This window comes from Roseomonas fluvialis (genome assembly GCF_022846615.1).
GTDB classification, from domain to species: Bacteria; Pseudomonadota; Alphaproteobacteria; order Acetobacterales; family Acetobacteraceae; genus Neoroseomonas; species Neoroseomonas fluvialis.
On sequence record NZ_AP025637.1, the window covers coordinates 1,350,233 to 1,366,010 of the forward strand.

14 protein-coding genes are annotated in these 15,778 nt (G+C 71.2%); 6 read left to right on the forward strand and 8 right to left on the reverse strand.

From position 1 onward, the window contains the following. Window positions 1-4: 4 nt before the first annotated feature. The 4 genes from MWM08_RS06615 to MWM08_RS06630 all read right to left on the reverse strand — a co-directional run bounded on the left by MWM08_RS06615 (window position 5) and on the right by MWM08_RS06630 (window position 3,602). Window positions 5-988 (reverse strand): Bug family tripartite tricarboxylate transporter substrate binding protein, encoded by a 984-nt coding sequence (locus MWM08_RS06615; protein WP_244458671.1) that lies wholly within the window; start codon window positions 986-988, stop codon window positions 5-7. A gap of 129 nt (window positions 989-1,117) precedes the next feature. Then, window positions 1,118-1,435, reverse strand: coding sequence for a hypothetical protein (locus MWM08_RS06620; RefSeq protein ID WP_244458672.1), 318 nt, complete (start codon window positions 1,433-1,435; stop codon window positions 1,118-1,120). Window positions 1,436-1,537: 102 nt separating this feature from the next. Then, the gene (locus tag MWM08_RS06625; RefSeq protein ID WP_244458673.1) at window positions 1,538-1,954 is read right to left on the reverse strand and encodes a PilZ domain-containing protein; all 417 of its coding nucleotides are present in this window, start codon (window positions 1,952-1,954) and stop codon (window positions 1,538-1,540) included. Window positions 1,955-2,030: 76 nt separating this feature from the next. Further along, on the reverse strand, window positions 2,031-3,602 hold the full coding sequence (locus MWM08_RS06630; RefSeq protein WP_244458674.1) for a gamma-glutamyltransferase: 1,572 nt from the start codon (window positions 3,600-3,602) through the stop codon (window positions 2,031-2,033). 382 nt (window positions 3,603-3,984) lie between these two features. On the opposite strand from MWM08_RS06630, the gene MWM08_RS06635 reads away from it, so the two are divergent. The 3 genes from MWM08_RS06635 (at window position 3,985) to MWM08_RS06645 (ending at window position 8,506) form a co-directional block, all read left to right on the forward strand. Beyond that, window positions 3,985-6,129 carry a malate synthase G gene (locus MWM08_RS06635; protein WP_244458675.1) on the forward strand — a complete coding sequence of 715 codons (2,145 nt, stop codon included), beginning with the start codon at window positions 3,985-3,987 and terminating at the stop codon, window positions 6,127-6,129. 302 nt (window positions 6,130-6,431) lie between these two features. Beyond that, a complete protein-coding gene (locus MWM08_RS06640) occupies window positions 6,432-7,667 on the forward strand; it encodes an Hsp70 family protein (RefSeq protein WP_244458676.1) in 1,236 nt (411 codons plus the stop codon). A gap of 59 nt (window positions 7,668-7,726) precedes the next feature. Further along, window positions 7,727-8,506: an enoyl-CoA hydratase/isomerase family protein gene (locus MWM08_RS06645; RefSeq protein ID WP_244458677.1), complete on the forward strand. Its 780-nt coding sequence runs from the start codon at window positions 7,727-7,729 to the stop codon at window positions 8,504-8,506. A 1-nt stretch (window position 8,507) separates the two neighbouring features. On the opposite strand, the gene MWM08_RS06650 is transcribed toward MWM08_RS06645, so the two are convergent. Further along, the gene (locus MWM08_RS06650; protein ID WP_244458678.1) at window positions 8,508-9,146 is read right to left on the reverse strand and encodes a glutathione S-transferase family protein; all 639 of its coding nucleotides are present in this window, start codon (window positions 9,144-9,146) and stop codon (window positions 8,508-8,510) included. Between the two features lie 190 nt (window positions 9,147-9,336). After that, window positions 9,337-10,332, reverse strand: coding sequence for a tripartite tricarboxylate transporter substrate binding protein (locus MWM08_RS06655; RefSeq protein WP_244458679.1), 996 nt, complete (start codon window positions 10,330-10,332; stop codon window positions 9,337-9,339). A 264-nt stretch (window positions 10,333-10,596) separates the two neighbouring features. On the opposite strand from MWM08_RS06655, the gene MWM08_RS06660 reads away from it, so the two are divergent. Continuing rightward, complete coding sequence (locus MWM08_RS06660; RefSeq protein ID WP_244458680.1) at window positions 10,597-10,845, forward strand: hypothetical protein; 249 nt, start codon at window positions 10,597-10,599, stop codon at window positions 10,843-10,845. Between the two features lie 6 nt (window positions 10,846-10,851). On the opposite strand, the gene MWM08_RS06665 is transcribed toward MWM08_RS06660, so the two are convergent. Both MWM08_RS06665 and MWM08_RS06670 read right to left on the reverse strand, forming a co-directional pair. Further along, window positions 10,852-11,838 (reverse strand): Bug family tripartite tricarboxylate transporter substrate binding protein, encoded by a 987-nt coding sequence (locus MWM08_RS06665; protein ID WP_244458681.1) that lies wholly within the window; start codon window positions 11,836-11,838, stop codon window positions 10,852-10,854. A gap of 363 nt (window positions 11,839-12,201) precedes the next feature. After that, the gene (locus MWM08_RS06670) at window positions 12,202-13,191 is read right to left on the reverse strand and encodes a Bug family tripartite tricarboxylate transporter substrate binding protein (protein WP_244458682.1); all 990 of its coding nucleotides are present in this window, start codon (window positions 13,189-13,191) and stop codon (window positions 12,202-12,204) included. 195 nt (window positions 13,192-13,386) lie between these two features. Between MWM08_RS06670 and MWM08_RS06675 the strand changes: the two genes are divergently transcribed. Both MWM08_RS06675 and MWM08_RS06680 read left to right on the forward strand, forming a co-directional pair. Next, window positions 13,387-15,153 (forward strand): glucan ABC transporter ATP-binding protein/ permease, encoded by a 1,767-nt coding sequence (locus tag MWM08_RS06675; protein WP_244458683.1) that lies wholly within the window; start codon window positions 13,387-13,389, stop codon window positions 15,151-15,153. A gap of 183 nt (window positions 15,154-15,336) precedes the next feature. Beyond that, window positions 15,337-15,768, forward strand: a complete 432-nt coding sequence (locus MWM08_RS06680; protein WP_244458684.1) for a CBS domain-containing protein — start codon at window positions 15,337-15,339, stop codon at window positions 15,766-15,768. Window positions 15,769-15,778 lie beyond the last annotated feature (10 nt).

Here is a 15,778-nt window from a genome sequence, read left to right on the forward strand (position 1 = left end):
TGCATCACGTCACGACGATGTTGTACTGCCGCGCCACCGCGGTCCATTCGCCGATCTGCTCCTGGATCGCGGCGGTGAAGTCGGTGCCCAGCAGTGCGGGCGTGCGCGGCAGGGTCTGCAGTTCCTCGAAGCGGGTCATCAGCTCCGGCCGCGCCATCAGCTGCGGGATCAGCGTCGTGAGGCGGTCCACGATCGGCGCCGGCAGGTTCTTCGGCCCGGACAGGCCGAGCCACTGCGCGGAGGTCAGCTTCGGATAGCCGAGCTCCGCGAAGGTCGGCACATTCGGGAAGGCGGGCAGCCGCTGCGGCGTGGACACCGCCAGCGCGCGCAGCACGCCGTCCTTGATCAGCTGAACGTTGGTGGTGATCGGGTCGATCATCGACTCGATCTGGTTCGCCATCAGATCCTGCATGGCGGGTGCCGACCCGCGATAGGGCACGTGGTCGAGGTTCGGCGCATTGGCCGCGCCCGTCAGCATCGCCCCCAGCAGGTGCGGCGCGGAGCCGATGCCCGACGACCCGTAGCGCACCGGCCGCGTGCGGGCGGCAGTCAGGTACTGGTCCAGCGTCTGGTACGGCGACTGGCTGCGCACCAGCAGCACGTTCGACGCCTCGACCAGCATGCCCATGTGGGTGAAGTCGGTGATCGGGTTGAACGGCAGGGTCGGCATGGTCGCCGCCGAGAACACGTGCACCGAGGCATGGCTCACCAGCAGCGTGTAGCCATCGGCCGGCTGCTTCGCGACGAAGTCGGTGCCGATCACGCCGCCGGCGCCGGCGCGGTTCTCGACCACCACGGTCTGGCCCAGCGCCTGGGACAGGGCGGGAGCCATCAGGCGGCTGACGGTATCCACCAGGCCACCCGGGGGAAACTGGGCGACCAAGCGGATCGAACCGCGGGTTGGCCAGGCGCCGCCGGCCTGCGCCAGGGCGAAGCGCGGCGCGGCGAGACCCGCGGCCGCCAGCCCAAGAAGTGAGCGACGATTCATGATCCTGCTCCCTGTTCAGTCGCGAGCGTCCGTCCACTGACCACGGAACAGGCACCCACTGCCTGCTCCGGCCGGGATGGCCCGCCGTCGCGCCAGGGTTGGCAAGACGCGTGCCGCGCGGTTCGACCCTCAGGCCGCGCGGAAGCGCCCGTCGGTCATGCCGAGCAAGGCGTCGCGCCATTCCGCCCCGCAATCGGCGCCGCGCAGGTCCAGCATCAGGCCGAGCACGCCAATGCCGGCGATGCGCGCGCGCACCCGCAGCCCGCCGCGCCGCGGCAGGACCAGGTCGACTTCCTGCCCGAGGTCGAGCCCGCCCACGCCGGCGACGATCGCACCACGGTCGCCGGCCTCGCGCACCAGCCCGTCGCGGACGCGCCCGCCGGCCGAACGCAGCGTGCAGGGTTCGGCCACGCGATGCAGCGCCGGCCACCGGGATGGCGGCCTCATCTCTCCCGCGTCCAGCGTGGCTGCGTCCGGTCCGTGCATCGTCCCCGCCTGATGTCCTTGCCCGCCATCGGGGCGGGGCAATCCCAGGCTACGGAAGCCGCATTAACGGGAGCCTTCCGGGCCGCCGTCCGGCAGCAGGTCGCGGATCTTCTCCTGCCAGAGCGACTGCTCGGCGCCCGCGCGGATGGCCAGGTGCACGCCGAGCAGGCTCACGCCGCGCACCTCGGCGATGAAGATGTGGTCGGTCAGCCGCGCCAGGCGCAGCCGCACCAGATCGCCGGCGAGCAGCCCCCGCACGCCGTGCACCATCGCGCCGCCGGCCGAGATGTCACGCAGCGTGCCGTCATGGACATGGGATCCGATGAAGACCGTGCAGGGCAGCTGGACCTCGACCCGGGCGCCCTCGCGCCGTTCGCCCAGGCCCTCGAGGATCACCGCCGCGGCGTCGCGCCGCGGTGCCCCGGCCTTGTCTGCCGTCGCCTGCTCCGAAGTCCCGGGTCCCGGGACGGTGTCGGACATGCCGCCTCCGCTCGCCCTCAGGCGGAACGGTAGCGCAGCAGCGACGGCGCGTGAACATGAAGCGCTGTGCGCGGAATCACTCCGCCAGCGCGGCGCTCCAGGGGCTCATGACGTCCGTGATGCCCTGGCGCGTGCCGTCCGGGGCGATGTGGATCATGTTCGGGCAGGCGAAGTTCACCGGCAGGACGGCGTGCTCCACCTCGGTCACCTTCGCGTCCTTCGCCAGCGCCGCGAGGGTCTCCGCACCCAGGCGGATATCGGCGGTGACACCCTCGGGGGCCGAGACATCGAGGCGCGGATGATGCGCGGCGGCCTCCGGCGTCATGCCGAAATCCGCCACGTAGGACAGCATCTGGAATACCGAGGCCATGATCCGCCGCCCGCCCGAGGCGCCGGTGGCGAGGTTCGGCGCATCGCCGTCGGCGGCGATGACGGGGCACATGTTGGTCAACGGCCGCTTGCCGGGCGCGAGCGCGTTCTTCGCCTCCGGCCGCGGGTCGAACCACATGATGCCGTTGTTCATCAGCACGCCCGATCGCGGCAGCACGACGCGCGATCCCATGGACGACAGCAGCGTGGTGGTCATCGCCACCATCATCCCGTCCTTGTCGCAGACGGTCAGGTGCGTGGTGCAGGATTCGGCGGCCTTCGGCTCGGCATCACCCAGGCCTGCGAGGCGCTCGGCATAGGCCTCGCGCATCACGCGCGCCAGTTGCGCGTACCAGGCGGGGGAGGGCGCGGCGCCGGCGAAATCGGCCCCACGCATGCCTTCGAGCACCCGTAGCAGGGTTGGCGCGGCGGTCAGGCCATTGGCCAGGAACAGCCGCTTGCCGCGCCAGGCGGCTTCCAGCGCCGGGCGCACCAGCGCCTTGCAGCCGGCCAGGTCGGCCGCCGAGATCGGCGATCCCATGTCGCGGAAATCCGCCAGCAGGTCGGCCGCGATGCCGCCATCGTAGAAGTCGCGCAGCCCGTCGCGGGACAGGCGTTCGAGGGTCTGCGCCAGGTTGCCCTGGCGGAAGAAGCCGGGGCTGCCCTGGTAGGGAGCGACCGGCGGCAGGCCGTTCGGCAGGTAGATGCGCGCGCTTTCGGCATACAGCTTCAGCACGGATGCGCTGTTGGCCACCTTGAGCGTCGTGAACCAGTCCTGCGCCAGGCCGCGTTTGGCCAGCGCAATGGCAGGCTCCAGCACCACCTTCAGCGGCAGCCGCCCGTGCCGCGCGTGCAGCTCGGCATAGCCGGCGACCGACGACGGGATGGCGAAGGACAGTGGGCCATGGACGTTGCGGTCCTCGAACACCTCGGGCCAAGTGAACAGGTCGTCCTTCATCTTGCCCGTCATGGGGAAGGCGGAGGGGTCCAGCCCATGCGGCGACACAGGGCCGAAATCGAAGGTCTGCGCGCCGATCCCCGGCCCCGCGACCTGGGTGAAGCCGATCCCGCCGAGGCCCGAATTCCAGGGTTCCACCACGGCCAGGGCGAAGGCGGTGGCGACCGCGGCATCGGCTGCCGTCCCGCCCTCGGCCAGGATGGCGATACCGGCCTCGGCGGCGTCGCGCGCCTGGGAGGCGACCATGCCGCGCTTGCCGGTCGCGCCGGGCTTGGTGACATGCCAATGCTGCGTCACATGCGGGGGCGGGGTCCAGGCCATGGGGGCGTTCCTTGCTTCGGGCGTTGAGGGAGGGTCGCGCCGGAGGCGCGCGGGGACAAGCCCTGCCGGAGGCGCGCGGGGACAAGCCCTGCCGGAGGCGCGCGGGGACAAGCCCTGCCGGAGGCGCGCGGGGACAAGCCCTGCCGGAGGCGCGCGGGGACAAGCCCTGCCGGAGGCGCGCGGGGACAAGCCCTGCCGGAGGCGCGCGGGGACAAGCCCTGCCGGAGGCGCGCGGGGACAAGCCCTGTCGGAGGCGCGCGGGGACAAGCCCTGCCGGAGGCGCGCGGCACGCATGGCGCCGTTTGCCCCGCGGCGGCTTTGCGCCTAGGACACCGCCGAATTTTGCGCTCTGTCGGGCGCCTGTGTTGAGGAGAATGCTGCCATGCCCGCAACGAAGGGCCTTGTCGTCGCGCCTGTGCTGCGTGCCTTCATGGAAGCCGAGGCGCTGCCCGGCACCGGGGTCGAACCTGCCCGCTTCTGGGAGTCCATGGAGCGTATCCTGCGCGAGCTGGCGCCCGCCAATGCCGCGCTGCTGGCCAGGCGCGACGACCTGCAGGCGAAGATCGACGCCTGGCACCGCGCCAACCCCGCGAAGCCGATCGACCTGGCCGCCTATACGGCCTTCCTGGGCGAAATCGGTTACCTGCTGCCCGAACCGGTCGAGGTGAAGGTCGGGACCACCGATGTGGATGCCGAGATCGCCTCGCTCGCCGGCCCGCAGCTGGTCGTGCCGGTCTCCAACGCCCGCTATGCGCTGAACGCCGCCAATGCGCGCTGGGGGTCGCTGTACGACGCGCTGTACGGCACCGACGCCATCCCGCAGGACGGCCCGCGCGCGAAGGGCTACGACCCGGCGCGCGGCGCCGCCGTGATCGCGCGCGCGCGCGCCGTGCTGGACCGTGCTGCGCCGCTCGCGCGCGGGTCGCACGCCGATGCCACCGGCTACCGGCTCGAGGCCGGCGCGCTCGAGGTCGCGCTGAAGGATGGCAGCAAGGTGGGCCTGGCGCGGCCCGGCCAGTGCGTCGGCTTCCTGGGCGAGGCGCATGCGCCGACATCGCTGCTGTTCGTGAACAACGGTCTGCACCTCGAGGTGAAGTTCGACCGTGCGCATCCGATCGGCAAGACCGACGCGGCGGGGATCAGCGACGTGGTGCTCGAATCTGCGCTCACCACCATCCAGGATTGCGAGGATTCCGTCGCGGCCGTGGATGCCGAGGACAAGGTCGACGTCTACCGGAACTGGCTCGGCCTGATGAAGGGCGACCTCACGGCCGAATTCGACAAGGGCGGGCAGACCATGGTGCGGCGGCTGAACGCCGACCGCGTCTTCCACAAGCCCTCGGGCGGCGCGGTCACGCTGCATGGGCGTTCGGTGATGCTGGTGCGCAATGTCGGGCACCACATGATGACCGACGCGGTCACGCTGGACGGTGCCGAGGTGCCCGAGACGATCCTCGATGCGCTGTGCACCTCGGCCATCGCGCTGCACGACATCCGCGGCAAGCGGATGAATTCGCGCGCCGGCAGCGTCTATATCGTGAAGCCCAAGATGCACGGGCCCGACGAAGTGGCCTGGGCGGATGCGCTGTTCGCGCGCGTCGAGGATGCGCTGGGCCTCAAGCGCGCCACGCTCAAGATGGGCATCATGGACGAGGAACGGCGCACCACCGTCAACCTCAAGGCCTGCATCGCGGCGGCGAAGGACCGCGTGGTGTTCATCAACACCGGCTTCCTCGACCGCACCGGCGACGAGATCCATACCGCGATGGAAGCCGGCGCCGTCGTGCGCAAGAACGAGATGAAGGCGCTGCCCTGGATCAAGGCCTATGAGGACTGGAACGTCGACACCGGCCTGGCCTGCGGGCTGCGCGGCCGCGCGCAGATCGGCAAGGGCATGTGGGCCATGCCCGACATGATGGCCGCGATGCTGGAACAGAAGGTCGGCCACCCGAAGGCGGGTGCCAATACCGCCTGGGTGCCGTCCCCCACCGCCGCCACGCTGCACGCGCTGCACTACCACGAGGTGGACGTGGCCGCGCGGCAGGAGGAACTGGTGAAGGGCGGCCGCCGCGCGAAGCTGGACGACATCCTGACAGTGCCGCTGGCGCGCGACACCAACTGGTCACCCGCCGACGTCCAGGCGGAACTGGACAACAATGCCCAGGGCATCCTTGGCTATGTCGTGCGTTGGGTGGACCAGGGGGTGGGCTGTTCCAAGGTGCCCGACATCAACGATGTCGGCCTGATGGAAGACCGCGCGACGCTGCGCATCAGTTCGCAGCACATCGCCAATTGGCTGCGCCATGGGGTTGTGTCGCGCGACCAGGTGATGGAGACCATGCGGCGCATGGCCGCCGTCGTCGACCGCCAGAACGCGAACGACGCCGCCTATGTGCCGATGGCCCCGGGCTTCGACGGCCCTGCCTTCAAGGCCGCCTGCGACCTGGTCTTCGAAGGCGCGGCACAGCCCAATGGGTACACGGAATTCGTGCTGACGCGCCGACGGCGGGAAGCGAAGGCGGCCTGACCGGGCCGCCCCGCACGTCAGCGCAAGCCGCTCAAGCCGCGTCAGCGCAGGCCGAGGAAGCTCAGGATCGCGATCACGATCACCACGGCGCCGACGATGTAGACGATGCTGTTCATACCTAATCCTCCGGTTGCAGCGGCACAACGCGCTGGCCGGGGGGTGGTTGCATGGCGCTCCGCGCAATTCCTGGGGAGGCGGCATCCCGGCTGCGCCCCGGCACCGCGCGACGGCCCTGGCCGGCCGCCCGCTTGCCAGCCGCCATGCTTCGCGCTTCAAGGCGCGCCCCCTTCGGTCCCGGACCCATGCTTCCTGCCATCGGCATCGACTTCGGCACGACCAACTCGGTCGCCGCGCTGCGCGGCGCGGACGGATCGCTTCGCACGCTGCGCCTGCCCGGCGGCGATGTGTTCCGCTCGGTGCTGTGCTTCTGGGCCGGTGCCGATGGCCGCCCGCGCGATGCGGCGGGGCCGGCGGCGATCGACGCCTATCTGGAATCGCCGCTCGACAGCCGGCTCATCATGTCGATGAAGTCCTACCTGGCGCAGCACAGCTTCACCGAGACGCGCATCCTGGGCCGGGCCTATGGGCTGGAGGCGCTGATCGCGACGTTCCTCCGCCATTGGCTGACGGGCGTGCTGCCCGATGTGGCGGGTGCGCGCATCACCGTCGGCCGCCCGGTGCGCTTCGTGGGTGAGACCGCCGACGATGCCTTCGGCGAGGCGCGCCTGCGCGCGGCCTTCGCGCAGGCCGGATGGCCCGACATCACGATGGGTTTGGAACCGGCCGCGGCGGGGCACCGCTTCGCCCAGGGGCTGGACCGCGCGGCGACGGTGCTGGTGGCGGATTTTGGCGGCGGCACCTCGGATTTCTCGGTGTTGCGCTTCGAACCCGGTCCGCCGCGGCGCGTGCAGGCGCTGGGCCATGCCGGCGTGGGCATCGCCGGCGACGCCTTCGACTTCCGGATCATCGACAATGTCGTTTCGCCGCGGCTGGGCAAGAACACGACCTACCGCGTTATGGGCGGCGATCCGCTGCCGGTGCCGCCCGCCTGGTATGCCGGCTTCGCGCGCTGGCACCAGCTGTCGATGATGCGTGCGCCGCGCACGCTGCGCGACATCGCCGAGGTCGCGCGCACCGCCGAGGACGCCCACGCGCTGCACGACCTGATTCGCCTGATCGAGGAAGATGCCGGCTATGCGCTGTACCGCGCGGTGTCCGGCGTGAAGGCCGCGCTGTCGGCGGCCGAGCATGCCGTGCTGGATTTCCGCCATGGCCGCTTCGCGCTGAGCGCGCCGATCGCGCGCGGCGATTTCGAAGCCTGGATCGCCCCGGAACTCGCGCGCATCGCCGCCGCGGTCGATGCCGCGCTGGCCGATGCCGCAACCGACGCGGGCGCGGTCGACCGCGTCTTCCTCACCGGCGGGACATCGCTGGTGCCGGCCGTGCGGCGCATCTTCGAAGCCCGCTTCGGCGCGGCCCGGGTGGTGGCCGGCGGCGAATTCGTCTCGGTGGCCGAGGGCCTTGCCCTGATGGGCTGACGCGACGCATGGCCTTTGCCGCGCGCATCGGCGAGACTGCCGGCAGGAAGGACAACGCCATGACCGAAGACACGCGCCTCGATCCCCCCAGCCTCGAGATCAGTGGCCGCCGCGCGACCATCCGCCTGCATCGCGCGCGCCACCGCAACCGCATCGAACCCGGCGACATCATCCGCCTGCTGGAATACTTCGAGACGGTCGACGCCAACCGCGACCTGCGCGTGCTGGTCATGGCCGCGTCGGGTCCGGCCTTCAGCGCCGGCTTCCACCTGGGCGGCTTCGCCGAGGACAAGGAAGCCGCCGCCAAGGCGCCCGGCTTCGATGCCATGGTGGACCGCTTCGAGAAGCTGCGCGTGCCGACCATCATGCGGCTGCAGGGCGGCGTCTATGGTGGGTCGACCGACCTTGCGCTGACCGCCGATTTCCGGGTGGGGGTGACAGGGATGGAGATGTTCATGCCCGCCGCGCGCCTGGGTGTGCACTACTACCCGGGCGGGCTGCGGCGCTATGTCTCGCGCCTCGGCCTCAATACGGCGAAGCGACTGTTCCTGACCGCCGAGAAGCTCGGCGCGGAGGAACTGCTGCGCGTGGGCTACCTCACGCACCTGGTGCCACCCGAGGACCTGGATGGCACGGTGGAACGGCTCGCCAGCACGCTGGATTCGATGGCGCCGCTCGCGGTGCAAGGCATCAAGCAGGCGTTGAACGAGATCGGCCACGGCATGCTCGACATCGAGGCCTGCGAGGAGCGCGCGCGCATCTGCAAGGACAGCGCCGACATCCAGGAAGGCCTCGCGGCGTTCCGCGAAAAGCGCGCGCCGGTCTTCCGCGGCGTCTGAGCTACTCCAGCCGCGCGCCCTGCGGCTGCGCCATGCCGCGCTGCACCGCCGGGCGCGCGCCCACCGCTGCGAACCAGCGCGCCAGGTGCGGTGTCGTGGCCAGGTCGCGCTCCGCCCAGGCGGCGCGCGCCACCCAGGGATAGGCCGCGACATCGGCGACGGAATAGGCCGCACCGCCGAGGAACGGCACCTGCGCGAGCCGCCCGTCCAGCAGCCGATACACACGGTCCACCAGCGCCAGGCTGTAGCCCCGCGCCGCCTCGGGCTTTTCGGCTGCGAGGTCCGTCCAATGATGGGCCTGGCCGGTATACGGGCCGAGCGAGGTCAGGGCGACCATCAGCCAGGCCATGACCTCGGCGCGCGCGCGGGCCGCGTGCGGCAGCAGGGCATTCTGCGTCTCGGCAAGGTGCAGCAGGATGGCGCCGCTTTCGAACAGCACCAGCGGCGCGCTGCCGTCCTGCGCATCCTCGACCAGGATCGGCACCTTGCCGTAGGGGTTCAGCGCCAGGATGTCCGGCGCGAACTGTTCGCGCTTGCGGATGTTCACGCCGCGCACGGCGTAGTCCAGGCCGCATTCCTCGAGCATGACCGTGACGCGGTTCGAATTGGGCGTTGCCCAGCCGTAGAAGGTGCGTTGCATGGGGGAGTGGTCGCGCCGGAGGCGCGCGGTGTCAAAGAGTGCCGGAGGCGCGCGGTGTCAAAGAGTGCCGGAGGCGCGCGGTGTCAAAGAGTGCCGGAGGCGCGCGGTGCCAAAAAAACCGCGCGACAGTCGCGCTGTTCGAAAGCGCGGTGAAGGCGCCCACCCCGAAACCCGCCGCGCCCGCGCCGCGTCAGTCGATCGTCGCCCCGGAGGCACGCACCACCTCGGCCCATTTCGCGATTTCGTCGCGGATGAAGGCCTCGAAGGCGGCGGGCGAGGTGCCGCCATCCGGCGTCAGGTTCGGCGGATCGGCGCCAAGGTCGGCCAGTCGCGCACGCACCCCCGGTTCCTTGCTGATGGCGTCCAGCTCCGCGCCCAGGCGCTCGATGATCGGGCGCGGCGTGCGCGCGGGCGCCTGCATGCCGAACCACGCGGTCGCCTCGAAGCCGGGCACCACCGTCTCGGCCAGCGTCGGCACCTCGGGCAGCACGGCGCTGCGCACATGCCCGGTCACCGCCAGCGGCCGCAGCCGCCCGTCGCGGATATGCCCGATGCAGGATGGCAGGTTGTCGACCGACGTCTCGAGCCGCCCGGCGACCGCCTCGATCAGCATCGGCCCCGCGCCGCGGAAGGGCACATGCGTGATCTGCAGCCCGCCGGCCCGCAGCTTGAACATCTCCATCGACATGTGCGGCGACCCGCCGGAGCCCGCGCTGCCGTAGTTCAGCGCGCCGGGCCGCGCCTTCGCGGCGTCCACCAGGTCCTGGATGGTGCGGATCGGCTGGGAGGGATGCACCATGATGACGTTGGGCACGCGCAGGTACAGGCCGATCGCGGCCAGGTCCTCGGGCCGGTAGGGCATGCGGGCGCCGAACAGCGCGTAGTTGATCGCGGCGGGCGACACCGCCGTGGTCAGCACGGTGTAGCCATCCGGCGCCGCGCGCGCGACCGCCTCCGACCCGATATTGCCGGTCGCGCCGCCGCGGTTCTCGACCGGCACGGGCTGGCCGATCCGCTGCTGCAGGCGCTCGGCGTAGATGCGCCCGGCAATGTCGGTGGTGCCGCCCGGCGGGAAGTTCACGATCATGCGGATCGGCCGCGACGGGAAGGGGCCGTCCTGCGCGAGGGCCGGCAGTGGCAGGGCAGCGAGCGCGCCGGCGATCAGCGGGCGGCGGGCGATGGGCATGGACGTTCTCCTCGTTGCCGGGGCGTTCGTCGCCCCTGGTCGGTGCCAGAGTGCCGGCGATGCACGAGCCTAGAGCAGATCCCGATCGGACGGAATCGTCCGATCGGGTGGAGATGCTCGCGAAAACAAAGGGCTAGAGCCATTCCGGTACGCCCAGGGCGAACGGAGCCGGCGCGCGCCAAGGGCGGGCGCGCTGTCGCGCAGGCGTGGCCCACCCTGCGGCACGGCGCTATCCTGGCGCGCGGACGGCACGAAGGGCGGGCGATGGCGGCATCCGGGACGGGCGATGACGGGCGCGATGGCGGGGCGCTGCGCCAAGCACCCGAACCGCGACCGCTGGATGGCGGCGCCGTGCCGGTACAGTCCCGTCCGGACGACGACATCCTCGCCTTCCGGCCGCAGAAGCGCGCCTCGCCGCTGCGCGTGCTCGCCCTTCTGGGTGTCTCGATCCTGGTCACGGCGGTGCTGTTCCGCGCCGTGGTCGAGGTGCTGCGCGCCGTCCTCGACCCCTGATGCCGGCTACTCCACGCGCACGTTCGCGCGGTTCACCACATCGGCCCATTTCACGACCTCCGCGCGCATGAAGGCGGCGAAGGTGACGGGCGAGGTGCCGCCATCCGGTGTCAGGCCAGGCACGTCCGCCCCCAGGCTCGCCATACGCTCGCGGAAGGCGGGGTCGAGCGCGATGGCGTTCATCTCCGCCCCCAGGCGCTGCACCACCGGCGCCGGGGTCGCGGCGGGGGCGAGCACGCCGAACCAGGCGGTCGCCTCGAAGCCGGCGATGCCCTGTTCGGCGATGGTCGGGACATCGGGCAGGGATGCGTTGCGCGCCGCGCTCGTCACGCCGATCGCGCGGATCTGTCCCTCACGGATGAAGGGCAGGGCGGAGGGGATATTGTCCATGCCCGTCTCGATCCGCTGCGCGACCAGTTCGGTCAGCATCGGGCCCGACCCGCGATAGGGCACATGCGTGATGTCGATCCCCGTGGCGAGGCGCAGCTGCTCCACCACCACATGCGGGGAGGTCGCGATGCCTGCCGTGCCGTAGTTGATGGTGCCCGGGCGCGCGCGCGCCTCCCGCACCAGGTCGGCGACGGTGCGGATGTTCGTATTGTTCGCGGCCATCAGCACGTTGGGCACGCGCGTCATCAGCGCCACCGCGGCCAGGTCGTCCGGCTTGTAGGGCATGCGGTCGCGGAAGACGGCGAAGTTGATCGCGCCGGTGCCGATGGTGGTGAGCAGCAACGTATGCCCGTCGGCTTCGCTGCGCGCGACGAATTCGGCCGCGACATTGCCCGACGCGCCGGGCCGGTTGTCGACCACCACCTGGTGGTTCAGCCGGCGGCCAAGGTGTTCGGCCGTCAGGCGACCGACCAGGTCGGTGGTGCCGGCGGGCGTGAATGGAATGACGATACGGATGGGGCGCGTGGGGAAGGCCTGCGCGAAGGCCGGGCGCGCGAGGCCCAGCAGCGGCGTGGCCAACAGCGCGCGACGGTCGAGCCTCATGGGCGTGTCCTTTCCTCCCGGTCGGGACCTGCGGCCCCGTTGCCGGGCAGCCTAGGGGCGCGGCGCCGCGCGGTCCATCGCCACACCGCCATCCGCACGGCACCGGGGCAACCGGATCGGATCGCTCGGTGATCCGGGAGCGCACGCGCGACGGCCCCCGGCCCGTGCGCGGCGTTCAGCGCGCCAGCGCGTGGCGCAACGCACCGGGATCGGATCGCCGCCCCCGTCGCGATCCGGGAGCGCACGGCGCGACAGCGCCCAGACCATCAGCCGCCGTCAGCGCCGCAGTGCATGGCGCGAAGGCAAGGCCGGCGGATGCCGGCCGCCCGCCGCTTGAGAGCGCACTAAAGACTACCCCCCCCCTTAATCCACCGTGATGTTCCCGCGCCGCACCACCTCGCCCCACTTCACGATCTCGGCGTCGATGAAGGCCTGGAAGGTGGCGGGCGTGGACAGGCCATCGGGTGTCAGCGCCGGCTTCTGCCCCCCCAGATCCTCGAGCCGCGCCCACACCGCGGGGTCCGCCAGGCAGGCATTGATCGCCCGCGAGAGCTGGTCCACCACCGGCTGCGGCGTGCGTGCGGGTGCGGTCACGCCGAACCAGGCGGTCGCCTCAACCGCGGGGAAGCCGGCCTCGGCCGTGGTCGGCACATCCGGCAGGGCCGGGGTGCGCGTGGCGGTGGTCACAGCGAGAGGCCGCAGCCGCCCCTCGCGCAGGTGCCCGATGACCGATGGCAGGTTGTCCACGCCCACCTCGACCCGCCCGGCGATGATCTCCTGCAGCATCGGCCCGGCACCGCGGAAGGGCACGTGCGTCATGTCGATGCCCGCCGCCTGCTTCAGCAATTCGCCTGTCATATGGAGCGACGTGCCCACACCGGACGAGCCGATGTTGAGCCGGCCGGGCCGCGCCTTCGCGTAGTCCACCAGTTCGGCCAGCGTGCGCACCGGCAGCGCATTGGTCACGTAGATCGCGTTGGGCACCTTCACGACCAGCGCCACCGCGGTCATCGCGTCGGGGCGGTGCGGCATGCGCGCGCCGTACAGCCCGTGGTTGATCGCGCCGCTGCTCACGGTCTGCATCAGCACGGTGTAGCCATCCGGTTCCGCCTTCGCGACGACATCGGCGCCGACATTGCCGCCCGACCCGCCCGGGCGGTTCTCGATCACCACCGGCTGGCCGAGCCGTGTGGTCAGCGGTTCCAGCAGCACGCGCGCCGCCAGGTCGGTGGTCCCACCCGGCGGGAAGCCAACCACCAGGCGGACCGGGCGCGCTGGCCAGGCCTGGGCCAGCGCCGGGGTCGCGAGGGTGGCGGCAGCGGCTCCGCCCAGAAGGGTGCGACGATTCATCATGGATTGTTTCTCCCGGTTGCCCGTCCTGGTGGCGGGCCTTAGGTGGTCTCGGCTGCCAAGCTGGCGCGCCCGCCGCGCAGGATCAACCCTCGGCGCGGCCCGCCGGCCGGTGGGCAGGTGGTGCATCCAACACCGCGGCGAAACGCGCTACTGTGCGCCGTGACGGGGGTTGCCGCGAACAGGGGGCGGGTGCGCATGGGGTTTCTCAGGCTGTATGGCCGCGTCCTGCTGATGCTGGGCGGCGACCGGCCGATGGCGCTCGGCCTCGGTATCGCCGCGCTGGCGCTGGCGGCGCTGCAATTCCTCGAACCCGTGCTGTTCGGCCGCGTCGTCGACCTGCTCTCGCGTTCCGACCGGATGGAACCCGCCGCGCTGTGGTCCGAGGCGACGCAGTTGCTAGTGATCTGGGGCATCGTCGGCCTGGCCGGGATCGGAGGCAATGTCGCGGTCGGGCTGTTCGCCGACCGCATGGCGCATCGCAACCGGCTGCGCGTCATGCACGACTACTTCCAGCATGTCCTCGCGCTGCCGCTGTCCTTCCATGGGGATACGCAGTCGGGCCGGCTGATGAAGGTGATGCTGGTCGGCACCGACAACCTGTTCGGCCTGTGGCTCGGCTTCTTCCGCGAGCACATCATCACCTTCGTCTCGGTGGTGGTGCTGCTGCCGCTCACGCTCGTGCTGAACTGGCGGCTCGGCCTGCTGCTGATGGTGCTGGTGGTGGTCTTCGTGGTGGTCTCGGTGCTGGTCATCCGCCGCACCCAGGCGGCCCAGGCCAAGGTCGAGGACTTCCACACGCGACTCGCGGGCAATGCCCAGGACGCGCTGTCGAACGTGGTGGTGGTGCAGTCCTTCACCCGCCTGAATTCCGAGGCGCGGATGTTCGGCGACATCATCCGCCAGGTGCTCGACCACCAGTTCCCGGTGCTGAACTGGTGGGCGATCGTGTCGGTGCTCACGCGCGCCGCCAGCACGCTGTGCGTCATCGCCATCTTCGTCTACGGCACGGTGCTGCATGTGCGCGGCCTGGCCACGGTCGGCGAGATCGTGTCCTTCATGGGCTTCGCGACGCTGCTGATCGGGCGCCTCGAAAGCGCGATCGGCTTCGTCTCGCACATGGTCTTCGTGGCGCCACGCCTGGCCGACCTGTTCGGCGTGCTCGATGCGCGCAGCAGCGTGCCCGAGGCGCCGGACGCGCGCGACATCGGCCGCGCCAAGGGGGAGGTGGCCTTCGAATCGGTCGGCTTCGCCTATCCCGGCGGCCCGCCGATCCTGCGCGACGTGTCCTTCACCGCGCGGCCTGGGCAGACGCTGGCGCTGGTCGGGCAGACCGGCGCGGGCAAGTCCACCGCCATGGCGCTGCTGCAGCGGCTGTGGGACCCATCCGAAGGGCGCATCACGATCGACGGCCACGACCTGCGCGACCTCACGCTCGAATCGCTGCGCGCGAATATCGGCGTGGTGTTCCAGGAATCGATGCTGTTCAGCCGCACCATCCGCGAGAACCTGCTGATCGGCCGCCCCGACGCCACGCAGGAGGAGATCGAGGCCGCCTGCCGCGAGGCGCAGGCGCACGACTTCATCATCCGCCAGCCGCAGGGCTACGACACGGTGGTGGGCGAACGCGGATCGAACCTGTCCGGCGGCCAGCGCCAGCGCCTGGCGATCGCGCGCGCGCTCATCAAGAACCCGCCGGTGCTGATCCTGGACGAGGCGACCAGCGCGCTCGATGCCGCGACGGAAGCGCGCCTGCAGAAGGCGCTGGCCGCGCTGATGGCCGGGCGCACGACCTTCATCATCGCCCATCGCCTGTCCACCGTGCGCGAGGCGGACGAGATCCTGGTCTTCGAGGGCGGCCAGGTCGCCGAACGCGGCCCCTTCGCCGCCCTGGTGGCACAGGACGGGCGCTTCGCTGAACTGGTGCGAACGCAGCTCGCCGGCGGAGCGGTGCCGGCGCACTGACGGACCACCACCTCACCGCTGCGCGATCGCCTGCGCTTCGTCCTTGCGTTCCGTGCGCCGGGGCTGGCACGCTCCACTGCTGGTTGCGCCGACAGGACTGCCGGACCTGGCTGCCTTCCCCCGGCTTTCCTCCGGCCCCGCCCCGCCGGCCCCCCGGCCTGCGGCACGAAGGAGGAAACGGGCATGACCATCGGCGCGATCCTGCGCGACAAGGGTACGGACGTCTTCTCGGTCGGACCGGGCGAGGATGCGACATCCATTTCGCAATCCCTGGCCCAGCATCGTATCGGTGCGGTGCTGGTTCGTGACCTGCATGGCAACATCCTCGGCATCGTCAGCGAACGCGACATCGTGCGCGCGGTGGCGCGCGAGGGAGCCGCCGCGCTGTCGCGCACCGCCCGCGAACTGATGACGGCGGACCTCATTACCGTGCGCGGGGAGACGCATATCGCCGAGGCGCTCGGCGTCATGACCGCGCATCGCTGCCGCCATCTTCCGGTGATCGAGGACGGGCGGCTGACCGGGATGGTCTCGATCGGCGACCTGGTGAAGGCCCGCATCGCCGAGGCCGAGCAGGAAGCCGAGAGCCTGCGCGCCTTCGTCACCGCGGCGTAGTTCCCTGCCC

Coding starts and splice junctions, on each gene's coding strand:
- MWM08_RS06615 (WP_244458671.1), bottom strand. CDS start 988: ATGAATCGTCGCTCACTTCTTGGGCTGGCGGCCGCGGGTCTCGCCGCG.
- MWM08_RS06660 (WP_244458680.1), top strand. CDS start 10,597: ATGGCGGCATCCGGGACGGGCGATGACGGGCGCGATGGCGGGGCGCTG.
- MWM08_RS06665 (WP_244458681.1), bottom strand. CDS start 11,838: ATGAGGCTCGACCGTCGCGCGCTGTTGGCCACGCCGCTGCTGGGCCTC.
- MWM08_RS06655 (WP_244458679.1), bottom strand. CDS start 10,332: ATGCCCATCGCCCGCCGCCCGCTGATCGCCGGCGCGCTCGCTGCCCTG.
- MWM08_RS06675 (WP_244458683.1), top strand. CDS start 13,387: ATGGGGTTTCTCAGGCTGTATGGCCGCGTCCTGCTGATGCTGGGCGGC.
- MWM08_RS06630 (WP_244458674.1), bottom strand. CDS start 3,602: ATGGCCTGGACCCCGCCCCCGCATGTGACGCAGCATTGGCATGTCACC.
- MWM08_RS06650 (WP_244458678.1), bottom strand. CDS start 9,146: ATGCAACGCACCTTCTACGGCTGGGCAACGCCCAATTCGAACCGCGTC.
- MWM08_RS06645 (WP_244458677.1), top strand. CDS start 7,727: ATGACCGAAGACACGCGCCTCGATCCCCCCAGCCTCGAGATCAGTGGC.
- MWM08_RS06670 (WP_244458682.1), bottom strand. CDS start 13,191: ATGATGAATCGTCGCACCCTTCTGGGCGGAGCCGCTGCCGCCACCCTC.
- MWM08_RS06635 (WP_244458675.1), top strand. CDS start 3,985: ATGCCCGCAACGAAGGGCCTTGTCGTCGCGCCTGTGCTGCGTGCCTTC.
- MWM08_RS06620 (WP_244458672.1), bottom strand. CDS start 1,435: ATGAGGCCGCCATCCCGGTGGCCGGCGCTGCATCGCGTGGCCGAACCC.
- MWM08_RS06640 (WP_244458676.1), top strand. CDS start 6,432: ATGCTTCCTGCCATCGGCATCGACTTCGGCACGACCAACTCGGTCGCC.
- MWM08_RS06680 (WP_244458684.1), top strand. CDS start 15,337: ATGACCATCGGCGCGATCCTGCGCGACAAGGGTACGGACGTCTTCTCG.
- MWM08_RS06625 (WP_244458673.1), bottom strand. CDS start 1,954: ATGTCCGACACCGTCCCGGGACCCGGGACTTCGGAGCAGGCGACGGCA.